The sequence below is a fragment of the Enterobacter sp. C6 genome (genome assembly GCF_008122455.1).
GTDB lineage: Bacteria > Pseudomonadota > Gammaproteobacteria > Enterobacterales > Enterobacteriaceae > Enterobacter > Enterobacter pseudoroggenkampii.
In genome coordinates this window covers 17,166-32,127 of record NZ_QPFW01000209.1, presented here as the reverse complement: position 1 = coordinate 32,127, position 14,962 = coordinate 17,166, and the positions used below count along the sequence as shown (strand labels likewise).

Sequence of the window (14,962 nt, the reverse complement as noted above, 5' to 3'; positions counted from 1 at the left end):
CCGGCGTCAGGCTGTAGTCCAGCCCGCTGGCCGAGGCGGTCACCAGCTCCACGGGTACTTCCCGGCTGGCCTGTGGATTCGCGGCGCGCAGGGTTGCCACGCGCTCAGCGACGGCTTTGTCCAGCTCCGGGTTGCTGCCCGCCAGGTTGCTGCCGCCGGATGCCATCGGATTATACGGGCTTTCGGCAGTGGCGGAAGGGCGTCCCTGGAAGTAGCGGGCATCCGTAAAGTTCTGACCAATCAGGCGAGAACCGCGGTTTTCACCGTTTTGCAGTATCAGCGAGCCGTTAGCCTGATCCTTAAACCACCACTGGCCCAGCGCGGTGGTCACCAGCGGGTACAGCCCGCCGGTAATGAGAGACAGCAGAATAAACAGAAGTATAGCGGGGCGTAACATGGTCATTTGATTCACCTTTTAAACCAGGCCGAACAGCGTCAACAGCAGGTCGATAACCTTGATACCGACGAAGGGCACCACCAGCCCGCCCAGGCCGTAAATCCACAGGTTACGGCGCAGCATGGCGGCCGCCGTGAGCGGCTTATAGCTCACGCCCTTCAGCGCCAGCGGGATCAGGAAGACAATAATCAGGGCGTTAAAGATGACTGCGCTCAGAATGGCCGAGGCCGGAGAGTGCAGGTGCATCACGTTCAGGGCGTTTAACTGCGGATAGGTCGCGGCAAACGCGGCCGGAATGATGGCGAAATACTTCGCCACGTCGTTGGCGATACTGAACGTGGTCAGCGACCCGCGCGTCATCAGCATCTGCTTGCCGATGTGTACCACTTCGATCAGCTTGGTCGGGTTAGAGTCGAGGTCGACCATATTGCCCGCCTCTTTTGCCGCCTGGGTACCGGAGTTCATTGCCACCGCCACGTCGGCCTGCGCCAGGGCAGGGGCATCGTTGGTCCCGTCACCCGTCATCGCCACCAGACGGCCTTCCGCCTGATACTGACGAATCAGTGCCAGCTTGGCTTCCGGGGTGGCTTCGGAAAGGAAATCATCCACGCCCGCTTCGGCGGCAATCGCCGCGGCGGTAAGACGGTTATCCCCGGTGATCATTACCGTTTTGATCCCCATCTTACGCAGCTGGGCAAAGCGCTCCTTGATGCCGCCTTTGACGATATCCTTCAGCGCAATTACCCCCAGCACATGGGCCCCTTCGGCCACCACCAGCGGCGTCGCCCCCTGACGGGCCACGCTTTCGACCAGGCTGTCCACTTCCGGCGGGAAGTGACCGTTGTTAGCCTCGATGTGGCGGCGGATGGCGTCAACCGAGCCTTTACGGATCATGCGATCCTGAATGTTAATGCCGCTCATGCGGGTTTGCGCCGTGAAGGGCACGAACGTGGCGTGCAGGCTCTGAACGTCGCGCTGGCGCAGGTTAAAGCGTTGCTTGGCGAGGATCACGATACTGCGGCCTTCCGGGGTTTCATCGGCAAGCGAAGAGAGCTGTGCGGCATCTGCCAGCGTTTTTTCATCCACGCCCGGGGCGGGTAAGAAATCTGACGCCTGACGGTTACCGAGGGTGATGGTCCCGGTTTTATCCAGCAGCAAGACGTCCACGTCACCGGCGGCTTCCACCGCACGCCCGCTGGTGGCGATAACGTTGGCACCGAGCATACGGCTCATGCCGGCCACGCCGATGGCCGACAGCAGGCCGCCAATGGTGGTTGGGATCAGACAAACCAGCAGCGCCACCAGTACCGTGACGGTGACCGCGGTACCGCCATAGGCAGAGAATGGCCACAGCGTCGCGGTTGCCAGCAGGAAGACAATGGTCAGGGCCACCAGCAGGATGGTCAGGGCAATTTCGTTTGGCGTTTTACGGCGCTGGGCGCCTTCCACCATGGCGATCATCCGGTCGAGGAAGGTTTCACCCGGGTTAACGCTGCACTGTATCACCAGCCAGTCGGAAAGAATGCGCGTCCCGCCCGTCACGGAGGCGAAATCGCCGCCGGACTCACGGATCACCGGCGCGGATTCGCCGGTGATGGCGCTTTCATCCACCGATGCTCCCCCTTCAATGACTTCGCCGTCGCAAGGGATGATGTCACCGGCTTCCACCAGCACCACATCGCCTTTACGCAGTTCATCCGCCGGAACGTGGTCCATCTGCGCGCCGTATTTCGGTTCACGTAGCTTGCGCGCGAAGGCGGTTTTTTTCACCCCTTTCAGGCTGTTGGCCTGGGCTTTACTCCGGCCTTCCGCCAGCGCTTCCGCAAAATTGGCGAACAGCACGGTAAACCACAGCCACAGGCTGATGGCGCCGGTAAACATCGCATTCCCCGGCATGTGGCCCGTTCCCATGGCAATCGCCAGGCCGGTGGTCAGGACGCTTCCCGCCCAGACAATAAACATCACCGGGTTGTGCCACTGCACGCGCGGGCTCAGCTTTTTCACCGCATCCATGAGCGCCTGACGAACTAATGACGGTTCGAACAGGGCCAGTTGTTTACGACTCATGACAATTTCTCCGCAAAATCAGCGTAAAGAGAGGTATTCCGCGACCGGGCCTAACGCGAGGGCGGGGATAAAGGTCAGGGCGCCGACCAGTAACACGGTGCCCGTCAGCAGGCCGATAAACAGCGCGCCGTGGGTCGGTAACGTCCCGGTGGTGGTCGGTTGGATTTTTTTGTTCACCAGCGATCCGGCAATCGCCATAACCGGCACAATGATCCCGAAGCGACCCACGAACATGCAGAACGCCAGCAGGCAGTTCCAGAACGGTGAGTTGGCGCTTAAGCCTGCAAAGGCGCTGCCGTTGTTGTTGGCGGCAGAGGAGACGGCATACAGCACTTCACTAAAACCGTGAATGCCAGGGTTAAAGATGCCGCTGCGTCCGGCCTCGGTCATCAGCGCCAGCGCGGTGCCGAGCAGCACAAGCGCCGGGGTGACCAGAATCGCCAGCGCGGTTAATTTCATCTCGCGAACGTCGATTTTTTTACCCAGATATTCCGGGGTGCGGCCAATCATCAGACCGGCAATAAACACCGCCAGCAGCACGAACAGCAGCATGCCGTAAAGACCAGAGCCTACGCCGCCAAACACCACCTCGCCAATCTGCATCAGCCACATCGGGATCATGCCACCCAGCGCCGTAAAGGAATCGTGCATGGCGTTGACGGCCCCGCACGAGGCAGCCGTGGTGACCACCGCATACAGGCTGCTGGCGAGAATGCCAAAGCGGCTCTCTTTACCTTCCATGTTGATTGCGCTGTCGGCACCCAGTGTCAGGAAGTGCGGATTACCCTGCCATTCGGCCCACATCACCAGCGCTACACAGACCACGAAGATAAGCGACATGGTCCAGAGCAGGGTGCGCCCCTGACGGCGATCGTTGACTACGTCGCCAAAGGCAAAGCAGAGCGCGGCGGGGATCAGGAAAATCGCCAGCATCTGCACAAAATTGGTCAGGGCGGTAGGGTTTTCAAACGGGTGCGAGGAGTTGGCGTTGAAGAAGCCCCCGCCGTTCGTTCCGAGCATTTTGATGGCTTCCTGCGACGCCACCGGCCCCATCGGCAGGAGCTGTTTTGCGCCTTCCAGCGAGGTATAAGGCGTGTAAGGCATCAGGTTTTGCAGGGTGCCCTGCTGAATAAAGAACAGCGCGATCAGCAGCGCAATCGGCAGCAGGATCCACAGCGTAATGCGCGTCAGGTCTACCCATGCGTTACCTAACGTACTCACTTTCTGACGTGCAAACGCACGCGTCAGCGCGAAGATCACCGCAATACCGCTGGCGGCAGAGAGGAAGTTCTGCACGGTTAATCCGACCATCTGGCTGAAGTAGCTGAGCGTGGTTTCACCGGAATAGGACTGCCAGTTGGTGTTGGTGACAAAACTGACTGCCGTGTTCAGCGCAAGATGCCACGACAGGCCCGGTAATTGTTGCGGATTCAGCGGCAGGATACCCTGCAACATCAGCATGGCAAAAAGCGCAATGAGTCCGACAATGTTCAGCAGCAGAATGGCGATCAGATAGTCACGCCAGTTCATCTCCCGATCGTCTACACCCAGTACGCGCCAGATCCCTTTTTCAACGCTTCCCGTGCCGGGCAGGGGAACGTTATTGATCAGCCGTGCCAGCCCCGAGCCCAGTGGCCTTGCCAGGACGAACAACACCACTAAGAAACTGGCAATAAGCAAAAACGCCTGAGCAGCCATCAGAATGCCTCCGCATTAATCAGGGCATAAACCAGATAACCCAATAACAGGAACACCAGCACGATGCCGGCAATAAGACCTGCACTCACAATCCACCTCCGGGTGACTTTTGTTGTTGTGCTAACGGTAGGATTTATGGCGCAAAGATTTCGCAAAAATGAGAAGGGCGGGTGTAAAAAAAGTATAAAAATGGCAAAGTCCACAATTTAACTATTGATAAGTAAATCGTTAACTTTTTTGTAACTTAATTACGGCGTGAATGTAAATTTTGGCTAAACGGACGAAAATAAGTGGTCGGATGAGTAGTAAAATTACAAGCAAAGCGATATTATTTTAGCCAGGTCACAGATTTTGAATTTTCCGGATGACGTTTCCGGCCAACTATAGGGGAGAAAAATATGGATCTTTATAAAGAGTTTCCGGCTCATATCGTGTTCATGCGCCGCGCTTTCGCCGTAGTGGCTGGCGTGCTGGCTCTGCCGGTGATGCTGTTCTGGAAAGATCGTGCACGTTTTTATAGCTATCTGCACCGCGTCTGGGCGAAAACCAGCGAGAAGCCGGTATGGATGGATCAGGCCGAGAAAGCGACCTGCGACTTCTACTAAGACTACACACAGCAATAAAAAAACCGCCAACAGCAATGTGGCGGTTTTTTTGTCCCTCCGGATTCGCGGTCCGTTGGGTGGTCTTCCAGCCCCTACCCGGGATTTTTATCATCCCCTCCTGTAAGCAGATGGCAATCCCTCGAAGCCTTTATAAAATCCTAATAAGTGATGAGCCGATCGGGTTTGTTGCTTTAACCACGATTTCGCAGGACAAGTAGCGTTAAGGCCGCCTCGGGCGGCCTTTTTTATTTCATCCCGTCTACACTTCATGGCAAAGTAGTTCAATGCATGCTTTTTCCTTTTACGGCATGCCCTTACGGACATAATGGATATTTGCCTGGAGTTTTATGCCCACCCATCTGGTTTGGTTTCGCGCGGATCTGCGCGTACATGACAACATCGCCCTCGCGGCAGCCTGCCGCGCCAAAGACGCTAACGTACTGGCTCTGTTTGTGGCTACGCCCGGGCAGTGGCGGCAGCACGATATGGCTCCCCGCCAGGCGGCCTTGCTGCGGGCGTATCTGACCGAACTGCAGCATTCGCTTGCCGGAAAAGGCATACCGCTGATTTATAAAGAGGTAAGTGATTTTGCCGCACAGCTGCAGACGGTGCAGGAGACCTGTAAGCAGCACAACGTTACGCATCTTTTTTACAACTATCAGTACGAATTCAACGAGCAGCAGCGCGACCGTCAGCTGGAGAAGATACTGGAAGATGTGGTCTGTGAAGGATTTGATGACAGCGTGATGCTGGCGCCGGGCAGCGTGATGACCGGCAACCGTGAGATGTATAAAGTTTTCACACCGTTTAAAAATGCCTTTATCAAACGTCTGAAAGAGGCGTTGCCGGAGTGCGTTGCTGCGCCTGCTGCGAGGGGCGGAGCCATAAAGGACCTGCCTGAACTGACGTTCGATTATCCTCAGCAGCCGTTTGATAAAGCGCTGTTCCCCGCTGATGAGAAAGCGGCCATCGCCCAACTGCGCCAGTTCTGCAAACAGGATGCGGCCAACTACGACGCGCGTCGGGATTTTCCCGCCATCGAGGGCACCAGCCGCCTGTCGGCCTGTCTGGCGCTGGGCGCGATCTCTCCTCGCCAGTGTTTACATCGTCTGCTGGCGGAGCAGCCGCAGGCGCTGGAGGGCGGCGCTGGGTCCGTCTGGTTGAATGAACTGATCTGGCGTGAGTTTTATCGCCATCTGATGACGTATCATCCCGATCTCTGTAAGCATCGTCCGTTCATTCCCTGGACCGACAACGTAAAATGGCAGCACGACGAGGCACTTTTACAGGCCTGGCAAAAAGGGCTGACGGGCTATCCGATAGTCGATGCCGCGATGCGTCAGCTCAATGAGACGGGGTGGATGCACAACCGCCTGCGAATGATTACCGCCAGCTTTCTGGTGAAGGATCTGCTTATCGACTGGCGTATCGGAGAGCGCTATTTTATCTCTCAGCTGATCGATGGCGATCTTGCCGCGAATAACGGCGGCTGGCAGTGGGCAGCCTCAACGGGCACCGATGCGGCTCCCTATTTCCGGATTTTTAATCCAACCACTCAGGGACAAAAATTTGATGAGGACGGCGAGTTTATCCGCCGCTGGGTCCCTGAACTTAAAGAGATACCGGCTAAAGCGATCCACGAACCGTGGGCATGGGCGGATAAACAGCGTGTAAAACTGAATTATCCCCGTCCGATTGTCGATCATAAACAGGCGCGTGTCGCCACGCTGGCTGCGTACGAAGCGGCCCGCAAAGCATAAGAGAGTGATGATGAAAAACAGCGAACTGGAACGCCTGATTAACGAAAAACTGAATAGTGCCTCCTTCAGCGATTACGGCCCGAACGGGCTCCAGGTCGAAGGACGTGAAACGGTGCAAAAAATTATCACCGGCGTCACGGCAAGCCAGGCGCTGCTGGACGAGGCGGTCCGTCAGAACGCTGATGCGGTGATTGTCCATCACGGTTACTTCTGGAAAAACGAATCGCCGATTATTCGCGGCATGAAGCGCAACCGCCTGAAAACGCTGCTGGCAAATGACATTAACTTGTACGGTTACCACCTGCCGCTGGATGCGCACCCGGAGCTCGGCAACAACGTCCAGCTGGCGCAGCTACTGGGCATTACCGTGATGGGCGAGATTGAGCCGCTGGTGCCGTGGGGCGAACTGGCGATGCCGGTTCCGGGGCTGGAGCTGGCCTCGTGGATTGAAGCGCGCCTGGGACGTCGTCCGCTATGGAGCGGTGATACCGGCCCGGATACGGTGAAGCGTGTGGCCTGGTGTACCGGTGGCGGGCAGGGCTTTATCGACAGCGCCGCGCGTTTTGGTGTCGATGCTTTTATCACCGGCGAGGTGTCCGAGCAGACTATTCATTCGGCGCGTGAGCAGGGGCTGCATTTTTACGCGGCAGGCCATCATGCCACCGAGCGCGGCGGCATTCGCGCCCTCAGCGAGTGGCTGACGGAAAACACCGATCTGGATGTGACCTTTATTGATATCCCTAACCCGGCCTGATGAGAGGTGCCTGAGTGCAGCGAGCGCGTTGTTATCTTCTGGGAGAAACGGCAGTGGTTCTGGAGCTCGAGCCGCCGGTGACCCTTGCCACGCAAAAGCGTATCTGGCGGCTAACCCAGCGTCTGGTCGATCTGCCGGAAGTGGTTGAAGCCATTCCGGGGATGAATAACATCACAGTGGTGCTGCGTAGCCCGCATACGCTGGCGCTGGATGCCATCGAACGTTTGCAGCGCTGGTGGGAAGAGAGTGAGGCGCTGGAGCCGGAATCGCGTGCCATCGAGATCCCGGTCGTGTATGGCGGCACGGGGGGACCGGATCTCGACGTGGTGGCAGACCACTGTGGTTTAACAGCAAAGCAGGTTGTTGAGCTGCACAGCTCGGTTGACTACGTGGTCTGGTTCCTGGGGTTTCAGCCCGGATTCCCGTATCTGGGGGGATTAGCCCCTCAGCTGCATACGCCACGTCGTGCCGAACCGCGCCTGAGCGTACCGGCGGGGACGGTGGCTATCGGCGGCGAGCAGACCGGCGTTTATCCGCTGACATCGCCCGGCGGCTGGCAGCTTATTGGGCATACCGCCACACCGTTATTTGACCCGGGGCTGGAGACGCCAATACTCCTGCGTCCCGGCGATACCCTTCGCTTTATCCCGCAGAAGGAGGGGGTATGTTAACGCTTATTCGCGCCGGGCTTTATACCTCCGTACAGGATGCGGGCCGCTTTGGTATGCGCCAGTCTGGCGTGAGCTATTGTGGCGCGCTGGACAGGCCTGCGCTGGAGATTGCTAACGTGCTGGTGGGCAACCCCGGCAATACGGCCGCGCTCGAAATTACGCTCGGCCAGTGCGTCATTGAGTTTAGTCAGGAGACCTGGTTTGCCTTAACCGGCGCCGGGTGTGACGCGACGCTGGATGGCAAAGCGGTGTGGACCGGCTGGCGGCTGCGGGCGAAAGCCGGACAGCGTCTAACCTTAAAGCGTCCTTTGCACGGTGTACGTAGCTATCTCGCGGTGGCGGGCGGCATCGACGTGCCTGAGGTGCTGGGCTCATCCAGTACCGATCAGAAAGCCGGGATCGGCGGTCATGAAGGACGTTTGCTGCGCGACGGCGACCGGCTGGCAATCAAGCCCTCGGCACGCCATTTCTCGACCGCGCAGGGCGTAAAACAGCTGCTGTGGGGAAACCAGATCCGCGCCTTACCGGGGCCGGAATATCATGAGTTTGACGAGGCTTCCAAAGAGTCCTTCTGGCGCTCACCGTGGAAGCTCAGTCCGCAGAGTAACCGCATGGGCTACCGTCTTCAGGGGCAGCCGCTGACCCGCACGACGGACCGGGAACTGCTCTCCCACGGTTTACTGCCTGGGGTTATTCAGGTTCCAGGCAACGGGCAACCGATCGTGTTAATGAACGACGCGCAGACGACCGGCGGTTACCCGCGAATTGCCTGCATCATTGAAGCCGATCGCTACCATCTGGCGCAAATTCCTCTCGGCCAGCCGATTCACTTCGTGCAGTGTTCACTGGAAGAGGCGCTGAAGGCGCGGCAGGATCAGCAGCGTTATCTCGAACAGCTGGCGTGGAGGCTTGATGGTAAAGATTGATTTGAATGCCGATCTGGGCGAGGGCAGCAGCGCCGATGCGGCGCTGATGACGCTTGTCACCTCAGTCAACATCGCCTGTGGCTTTCACGCGGGCGATGCGCAAACCATGCTGGAGAGCGTGCGTAATGCCATCAAAAACGGCGTCGCGATTGGCGCTCATCCGAGCTTCCCTGACCGGGAAAACTTTGGCCGCACGGCGATGGATCTGCCGCCGGATACGGTCTACGCTCAGGTGCTCTACCAGATCGGCGCGCTGGAGGCGATGGTACGCGCTGAGAAGGGCGTACTGCGCCACGTGAAGCCGCACGGCATGCTCTATAACCAGGCGGCGAAAGATCCGGCGCTGGCGGAGGTGATTGCCCGCGCGGTGCGGGACTGTAATCCGCAGCTGATTCTGGTAGGCCTTGCGGGTAGCGAGCTTATTCGTGCCGGACAGCGGCTGGGCCTGACCACCCGTCAGGAAGTGTTTGCCGACCGGGGATACCTGCCGGACGGCAGCCTGGTTCCACGTACACAGGCCGGGGCGCTGATTACCGACGAAGCTAAAGCGCTGGCGCAGACGCTGGAGATGGTGCGCGCCGGGCGGGTGACCGCCGTGGATGGCACACAGGCAAACGTTCAGGCTGATACGGTGTGTTTACACGGCGACGGCGAGCATGCGCTCCAGTTCGCGCGCCGCTTGCGGGCGGCGTTCTCTGAAGAGGGCATTCTGGTCAGCGCAGAATAATCATGAAAGGACAATAACATGCCAGAAGGTCCGGAGATCCGCCGCGCGGCGGATAGCCTGGAGGCGGCGATAAAGGGCAAACCGTTGACGCATGTCTGGTTTGCTTTTCCTCAGCTAAAACCGTTTGAATCACAGCTGGTGGGGCAGACGGTGACCCATATTGAAACGCGCGGCAAAGCGTTGCTCACGCACTTTTCCCATAACCTGACGTTATATAGCCATAACCAGCTTTACGGCGTCTGGCGCGTGGTGGAGGCGGAGGAGCAGCCGCAAACCACCCGCGTGCTGCGCGTCAGGCTGCAAACGGCGGATAAAGCGATCCTGCTTTACAGCGCGTCGGATATCGAAATGTTAACGCCGGAGCAGCTGCTGACGCACCCGTTTCTGCAGCGGGTCGGGCCGGACGTGCTGGACATGCGCCTGATGGCGAGCGATGTGAAGGCCCGGCTGTTATCACCTAAATTCCGTAACCGGCAGTTTTCCGGCCTGTTCCTTGACCAGGCGTTTTTGGCCGGGCTCGGCAACTACCTGCGGGTGGAGATCCTCTGGGAAGTCGGGCTGGCGCCGCAGCACAAAGCGTCTCAGCTGAATGATGAACAGCTGGAGGCGTTATCCCACGCGCTGCTGGATATTCCGCGGCTGTCGTACAACACGCGCGGCGTGGTGGATGAGAACAAGCATCACGGGGCGCTGTTCCGGTTCAAGGCGTTTCATCGGGAGGGGAAAATGTGCGAGCGATGCGGCGGGATTATCGACAAGATTATGCTCTCTTCGAGACCCTTTTACTGGTGCCCGCACTGCCAGAAATAAAAGCAAAACGGCAACGAAAGTTGCCGTTTTTAATGTTTTCTCCCTCTCCCTGTGGGAGAGGGCCGGGGTGAGGGCATCAGGCCGCACCCAACGTCTGTTAGCGCTTAATATCAGACTTAAAATCACGCTGCTCGTAGCCGGTATACAGCTGACGAGGACGGGCAATTTTCATGCCTTCGCTGTGCATTTCGTTCCAGTGCGCAATCCAGCCTACGGTACGGGCCATGGCGAAGATGACGGTGAACATGGAAGACGGAATGCCCATCGCTTTCAGAATAATGCCAGAGTAGAAATCGACGTTCGGGTAGAGTTTCTTCTCGATGAAGTACGGGTCGTTCAGCGCGATGTGTTCCAGCTCCATCGCCACTTCCAGCAGGTCATCTTTGGTACCCAGCTCTTTCAGCACTTCGTGGCAGGTCTCACGCATGACGGTGGCGCGCGGGTCGTAGTTTTTGTAAACACGGTGACCGAAGCCCATCAGGCGGAAGGAGTCATTCTTGTCTTTCGCACGACGCACGAACTCAGGAATGTGCTCAACGGTGCTGATCTCTTCCAGCATCTTCAGTGCCGCTTCGTTCGCGCCGCCGTGCGCCGGTCCCCACAGGGAGGCGATACCCGCAGCGATACAGGCGAATGGGTTCGCGCCTGAAGAGCCCGCGGTACGGACGGTAGAGGTAGAGGCGTTCTGTTCGTGGTCAGCGTGCAGGATCAGAATACGGTCCATCGCACGTTCCAGTACCGGGTTCACTTCGTACTCTTCGCACGGCGTGGAGAACATCATGCGCAGGAAGTTACCCGCGTAGGAGAGGTCGTTGCGCGGATACACAAACGGCTGGCCGATGGAGTATTTGTAGCACATCGCCGCCATGGTAGGCATTTTGGACAGCAGGCGGAACGCCGCGATATCACGGTGACGCGGGTTATTCACGTCAAGGGAGTCGTGGTAGAACGCCGCCAGCGCACCGGTAATCCCGCACATCACCGCCATAGGGTGAGAGTCACGACGGAACGCATGGAACAGACGGGTAATCTGCTCATGGATCATGGTGTGACGGGTCACGGTGGTTTTGAATTCATCGTACTGTGCCTGCGTCGGTTTTTCGCCGTTCAGCAGGATGTAGCACACTTCCAGATAGTTGGATTCGGTGGCTAACTGATCGATGGGGAAGCCGCGATGGAGCAGGATACCTTCGTCACCGTCAATGTAGGTGATTTTGGATTCGCAAGATGCGGTAGAGGTAAATCCAGGGTCAAAGGTGAACACACCTTTAGAACCCAGCGTACGGATATCAATAACATCCTGACCGAGCGTGCCTTTTAGCACATCCAGTTCAATAGCAGTGTCACCATTTAGGGTGAGCGTTGCCTTTGTATCAGCCATTTACGGTCTCCTTAGCGCCTTATGCTTAAGACTGCGCTTCACCGGATTTGCTTTCAGCTGTAAATCACCGTTACCAGATTGTTATTTGGCTTACCGCTCAGCTCACGAGGACAAACCAGGGTACAGAGCTATGGCGCCTTGCAGGTAAACGAATGAAATATCAGTGAAACAACAGCAAATCAGCGTTTTTGCAGTCCGAATTATTCAAACCTGTATATCACTAATAACTGTCCTGATAACTTCGGTCAATACCATCACACTGTTACATAACTATTTGTCAGGTGAAAGTGAGACCTCATAACTTTTGCGCATTATATGCCTTTTCTGATGACGTTTGTAACAATATTGTTTAACATTTGTCAAATCAGATGATTAAAAATTAAAAAGATGTTGTTATCGTGACCCTGATCACTGTTCCAGAGAAAACCCGACAAACTGTATGTAGGTTAATTGTAATGATTTTGTGAACGGCCTATACTGCCGCCAGGTCTCCGGAACACCCTGCAATCCCGAGCCACCCAGCGTTGTAACGTGTCGTTTTAGCATCTGGAAGCAATGTTTTGCATGACGCGCAGTTATAGAAAAGGAACGCTGCTTGACCCGCATCGCAGTCCGGAGGAAGGAAACAATAAGAACAGCATGTGGGCGTTATTCATGATAAGAAATGTGAAAAAACAAAGACCTGTCAATCTGGATCTCAAAACGATCCGGTTCCCTGTAACAGCAATAGCGTCCATCCTGCACCGTGTTTCTGGTGTGATTACGTTTGTGGCGGTCGGTATTTTGCTGTGGTTACTGGGCACCAGCCTCTCTTCCCCTGAAGGATTCCTCCAGGCTTCTGCCATCATGAACAGCTTCTTCGTGAAATTCATCATGTGGGGCATTCTGACCGCGCTGGCGTACCACGTCGTTGTGGGTGTTCGCCATATGCTGATGGACTTCGGCTACCTGGAAGAAACGTTCGAAGCCGGGAAACGCTCCGCTAACATTTCATTTGTGATTACAGTCGTGCTTTCACTTCTCGCAGGAGTTCTCGTATGGTAAGCAACGCCTCCGCATTAGGACGCAACGGCGTACATGACTTCATCCTGGTCCGTGCTACCGCCATCGTTCTCACCCTTTACATCATCTATATGATCGGTTTCTTCGCGACCAGCGGCACGCTGACGTGGGAAATCTGGAGTGGGTTCTTCGGATCCGCCTTCACCAAAGTGTTCACCCTGCTGGCTCTGTTCTCCATCCTTATTCATGCCTGGATTGGTATGTGGCAGGTGTTGACCGATTACGTTAAACCGCTGGCGATTCGCCTCCCGCTGCAGCTGGCCATTGTGGTTGCACTGGTGGTTTACGTTATTTATGGATTCGTTGTGGTGTGGGGTGTGTAATGAAACTGCCAGTCAGAGAATTTGATGCTGTTGTGATTGGTGCCGGTGGCGCAGGTATGCGTGCCGCACTGCAAATTTCCCAGAGCGGCCAGACCTGTGCGCTGCTCTCTAAAGTTTTCCCGACCCGTTCCCACACCGTGTCTGCGCAGGGCGGTATCACCGTTGCGCTGGGTAACTCCCATGAAGACAACTGGGAATGGCACATGTATGACACGGTAAAAGGTTCCGACTACATCGGCGACCAGGATGCCATCGAATATATGTGTAAAACCGGCCCGGAAGCGATTCTGGAGCTGGACCATATGGGTCTGCCGTTCTCCCGTCTGGAAAATGGCACTATCTATCAGCGTCCGTTTGGCGGCCAGTCGAAAAACTTCGGCGGCGAGCAGGCGGCACGTACCGCGGCGGCGGCTGACCGTACCGGTCACGCACTGCTGCACACCCTGTATCAGCAGAACCTGAAAAACCACACCACCATCTTCTCCGAGTGGTATGCGCTGGATCTGGTGAAAAACGCCGATGGCGCAATTGTTGGTTGTACCGCGCTGTGCATCGAAACCGGTGAAGTGGTTTACTTCAAAGCCCGCGCGACCGTGCTGGCGACCGGCGGCGCAGGCCGTATTTATCAGTCCACCACTAACGCCCACATTAACACCGGTGACGGTGTCGGTATGGCTATCCGCGCGGGCGTGCCGGTGCAGGATATGGAGATGTGGCAGTTCCACCCAACCGGTATCGCCGGTGCGGGCGTTCTGGTAACAGAAGGTTGCCGCGGTGAAGGTGGTTACCTGCTGAACAAACACGGCGAGCGCTTTATGGAGCGTTATGCCCCGAATGCGAAAGACCTGGCGGGTCGTGACGTGGTGGCGCGTTCCATCATGATCGAAATCCGTGAAGGCCGCGGCTGTGATGGCCCATGGGGTCCACACGCGAAGCTGAAACTCGACCATCTGGGTAAAGAAGTGCTGGAATCCCGTCTGCCGGGCATCCTGGAACTCTCCCGCACCTTTGCACACGTCGACCCGGTGAAAGAGCCGATTCCGGTTATCCCAACCTGCCACTACATGATGGGCGGTATTCCGACCAAAGTGACCGGTCAGGCGCTGACCGTGAACGAGCAGGGCGAAGACGTGGTTATTCCTGGCCTGTTCGCGGTAGGCGAAATTGCCTGCGTATCCGTACACGGCGCAAACCGTCTGGGCGGTAACTCCCTGCTGGACCTGGTAGTGTTTGGTCGCGCAGTGGGTCTGCATCTGCAGGAATCTATTGCCGAGCAGGGCGCGCTGCGTGACGCGACCGATGACGAAATTGATGCCTCTCTTGAGCGCCTCAACCGCTGGAACGGTAACCGTAACGGCGAAGATCCGGTGGAGATCCGTAAAGCGTTGCAGGAATGCATGCAGCACAACTTCTCGGTATTCCGTGAAGGCGATGCGATGGCCAAAGGCCTTGAGCAGCTGAAAGCTATCCGCGAGCGTCTCAAAAATGCCCGTCTGGACGACACCTCCAGCGAGTTCAACACCCAGCGCGTTGAGTGCCTGGAGCTGGATAACCTGATGGAAACCGCGTTCGCGACGGCGATGTCGGCAAACTTCCGTACCGAAAGCCGTGGCGCGCATAGCCGCTTCGACTTCCCGGAGCGTGATGACGAAAACTGGCTGTGCCATTCCCTGTATCTGCCAGAGTCGGAAACCATGACGCGTCGTAGCGTCAATATGGAACCGAAACTGCGTCCGGCGTTCCCGCCGAAGATTCGTACTTACTAATGCGGAGACAGGATA

Annotated in this window: 15 protein-coding genes; 10 read left to right on the top strand and 5 right to left on the bottom strand. The window is 57.0% G+C overall.

The annotated features are described in order from the left end of the window. The 4 genes from kdpC to kdpF form a co-directional block, all read right to left on the bottom strand. Positions 1-403, bottom strand: a 403-nt coding sequence (kdpC, locus tag DOU50_RS10220) for a potassium-transporting ATPase subunit KdpC (protein ID WP_148769312.1), incomplete at its 3' end; no start/stop codon positions are given. Between the two features lie 12 nt (positions 404-415). Further along, positions 416-2,464, bottom strand: coding sequence for a potassium-transporting ATPase subunit KdpB (gene kdpB, locus DOU50_RS10215; RefSeq protein ID WP_024908809.1), 2,049 nt, complete (start codon positions 2,462-2,464; stop codon positions 416-418). 18 nt (positions 2,465-2,482) lie between these two features. After that, entirely contained in the window at positions 2,483-4,162 is a 1,680-nt protein-coding gene (gene kdpA / locus DOU50_RS10210) for a potassium-transporting ATPase subunit KdpA (RefSeq protein WP_048990035.1), read from the bottom strand. After that, complete coding sequence (kdpF, locus tag DOU50_RS10205) at positions 4,162-4,251, bottom strand: K(+)-transporting ATPase subunit F (protein ID WP_014069365.1); 90 nt, start codon at positions 4,249-4,251, stop codon at positions 4,162-4,164. The genes kdpA and kdpF overlap by 1 nt, the downstream gene beginning before the upstream one ends. 309 nt (positions 4,252-4,560) lie before the next feature. Between kdpF and DOU50_RS10200 the strand changes: the two genes are divergently transcribed. The 7 genes from DOU50_RS10200 to nei all read left to right on the top strand — a co-directional run bounded on the left by DOU50_RS10200 (position 4,561) and on the right by nei (position 10,415). Further along, positions 4,561-4,767, top strand: a complete 207-nt coding sequence (locus tag DOU50_RS10200) for a YbfA family protein (protein WP_008501079.1) — start codon at positions 4,561-4,563, stop codon at positions 4,765-4,767. A gap of 347 nt (positions 4,768-5,114) precedes the next feature. Continuing rightward, positions 5,115-6,527: a deoxyribodipyrimidine photo-lyase gene (gene phrB / locus DOU50_RS10195; RefSeq protein WP_148769311.1), complete on the top strand. Its 1,413-nt coding sequence runs from the start codon at positions 5,115-5,117 to the stop codon at positions 6,525-6,527. 10 nt (positions 6,528-6,537) lie between these two features. Beyond that, on the top strand, positions 6,538-7,281 hold the full coding sequence (locus tag DOU50_RS10190) for a type 2 GTP cyclohydrolase I (RefSeq protein ID WP_024908806.1): 744 nt from the start codon (positions 6,538-6,540) through the stop codon (positions 7,279-7,281). A 14-nt stretch (positions 7,282-7,295) separates the two neighbouring features. Then, entirely contained in the window at positions 7,296-7,952 is a 657-nt protein-coding gene (gene pxpB / locus DOU50_RS10185) for a 5-oxoprolinase subunit PxpB (RefSeq protein WP_032649521.1), read from the top strand. Beyond that, a complete protein-coding gene (pxpC, locus tag DOU50_RS10180; protein ID WP_024908804.1) occupies positions 7,946-8,878 on the top strand; it encodes a 5-oxoprolinase subunit PxpC in 933 nt (310 codons plus the stop codon). Before pxpB ends, pxpC begins: the two co-directional genes overlap by 7 nt. After that, positions 8,865-9,605 carry a 5-oxoprolinase subunit PxpA gene (gene pxpA / locus DOU50_RS10175; protein ID WP_148769310.1) on the top strand — a complete coding sequence of 247 codons (741 nt, stop codon included), beginning with the start codon at positions 8,865-8,867 and terminating at the stop codon, positions 9,603-9,605. The genes pxpC and pxpA overlap by 14 nt, the downstream gene beginning before the upstream one ends. 18 nt (positions 9,606-9,623) lie before the next feature. Continuing rightward, on the top strand, positions 9,624-10,415 hold the full coding sequence (gene nei, locus DOU50_RS10170; protein ID WP_148769309.1) for an endonuclease VIII: 792 nt from the start codon (positions 9,624-9,626) through the stop codon (positions 10,413-10,415). 97 nt (positions 10,416-10,512) lie between these two features. Here nei and DOU50_RS10165 read toward each other — a convergent pair whose 3' ends face one another. Then, positions 10,513-11,796, bottom strand: a complete 1,284-nt coding sequence (locus DOU50_RS10165; protein WP_023334930.1) for a citrate synthase — start codon at positions 11,794-11,796, stop codon at positions 10,513-10,515. A 639-nt stretch (positions 11,797-12,435) separates the two neighbouring features. On the opposite strand from DOU50_RS10165, the gene sdhC reads away from it, so the two are divergent. The 3 genes from sdhC to sdhA are packed head-to-tail and all read left to right on the top strand — an operon-like array spanning position 12,436 to position 14,947. Continuing rightward, a complete protein-coding gene (gene sdhC / locus DOU50_RS10160) occupies positions 12,436-12,840 on the top strand; it encodes a succinate dehydrogenase cytochrome b556 subunit (RefSeq protein ID WP_020684965.1) in 405 nt (134 codons plus the stop codon). After that, positions 12,834-13,181 carry a succinate dehydrogenase membrane anchor subunit gene (sdhD, locus tag DOU50_RS10155; RefSeq protein WP_008501088.1) on the top strand — a complete coding sequence of 116 codons (348 nt, stop codon included), beginning with the start codon at positions 12,834-12,836 and terminating at the stop codon, positions 13,179-13,181. Before sdhC ends, sdhD begins: the two co-directional genes overlap by 7 nt. Further along, on the top strand, positions 13,181-14,947 hold the full coding sequence (gene sdhA, locus DOU50_RS10150; protein ID WP_024908800.1) for a succinate dehydrogenase flavoprotein subunit: 1,767 nt from the start codon (positions 13,181-13,183) through the stop codon (positions 14,945-14,947). Before sdhD ends, sdhA begins: the two co-directional genes overlap by 1 nt. Positions 14,948-14,962: the final 15 nt, after the last annotated feature.

What these genes read in the sequence shown, in the direction of transcription:
- kdpA (WP_048990035.1), bottom strand. Translation starts at nt 4,162, where the DNA reads ATGGCTGCTCAGGCGTTTTTGCTTATTGCCAGTTTCTTAGTGGTGTTG.
- phrB (WP_148769311.1), top strand. Translation starts at nt 5,115, where the DNA reads ATGCCCACCCATCTGGTTTGGTTTCGCGCGGATCTGCGCGTACATGAC.
- nei (WP_148769309.1), top strand. Translation starts at nt 9,624, where the DNA reads ATGCCAGAAGGTCCGGAGATCCGCCGCGCGGCGGATAGCCTGGAGGCG.
- pxpA (WP_148769310.1), top strand. Translation starts at nt 8,865, where the DNA reads ATGGTAAAGATTGATTTGAATGCCGATCTGGGCGAGGGCAGCAGCGCC.
- DOU50_RS10165 (WP_023334930.1), bottom strand. Translation starts at nt 11,796, where the DNA reads ATGGCTGATACAAAGGCAACGCTCACCCTAAATGGTGACACTGCTATT.
- DOU50_RS10190 (WP_024908806.1), top strand. Translation starts at nt 6,538, where the DNA reads ATGAAAAACAGCGAACTGGAACGCCTGATTAACGAAAAACTGAATAGT.
- pxpC (WP_024908804.1), top strand. Translation starts at nt 7,946, where the DNA reads ATGTTAACGCTTATTCGCGCCGGGCTTTATACCTCCGTACAGGATGCG.
- sdhA (WP_024908800.1), top strand. Translation starts at nt 13,181, where the DNA reads ATGAAACTGCCAGTCAGAGAATTTGATGCTGTTGTGATTGGTGCCGGT.
- sdhD (WP_008501088.1), top strand. Translation starts at nt 12,834, where the DNA reads ATGGTAAGCAACGCCTCCGCATTAGGACGCAACGGCGTACATGACTTC.
- sdhC (WP_020684965.1), top strand. Translation starts at nt 12,436, where the DNA reads ATGTGGGCGTTATTCATGATAAGAAATGTGAAAAAACAAAGACCTGTC.
- kdpB (WP_024908809.1), bottom strand. Translation starts at nt 2,464, where the DNA reads ATGAGTCGTAAACAACTGGCCCTGTTCGAACCGTCATTAGTTCGTCAG.
- DOU50_RS10200 (WP_008501079.1), top strand. Translation starts at nt 4,561, where the DNA reads ATGGATCTTTATAAAGAGTTTCCGGCTCATATCGTGTTCATGCGCCGC.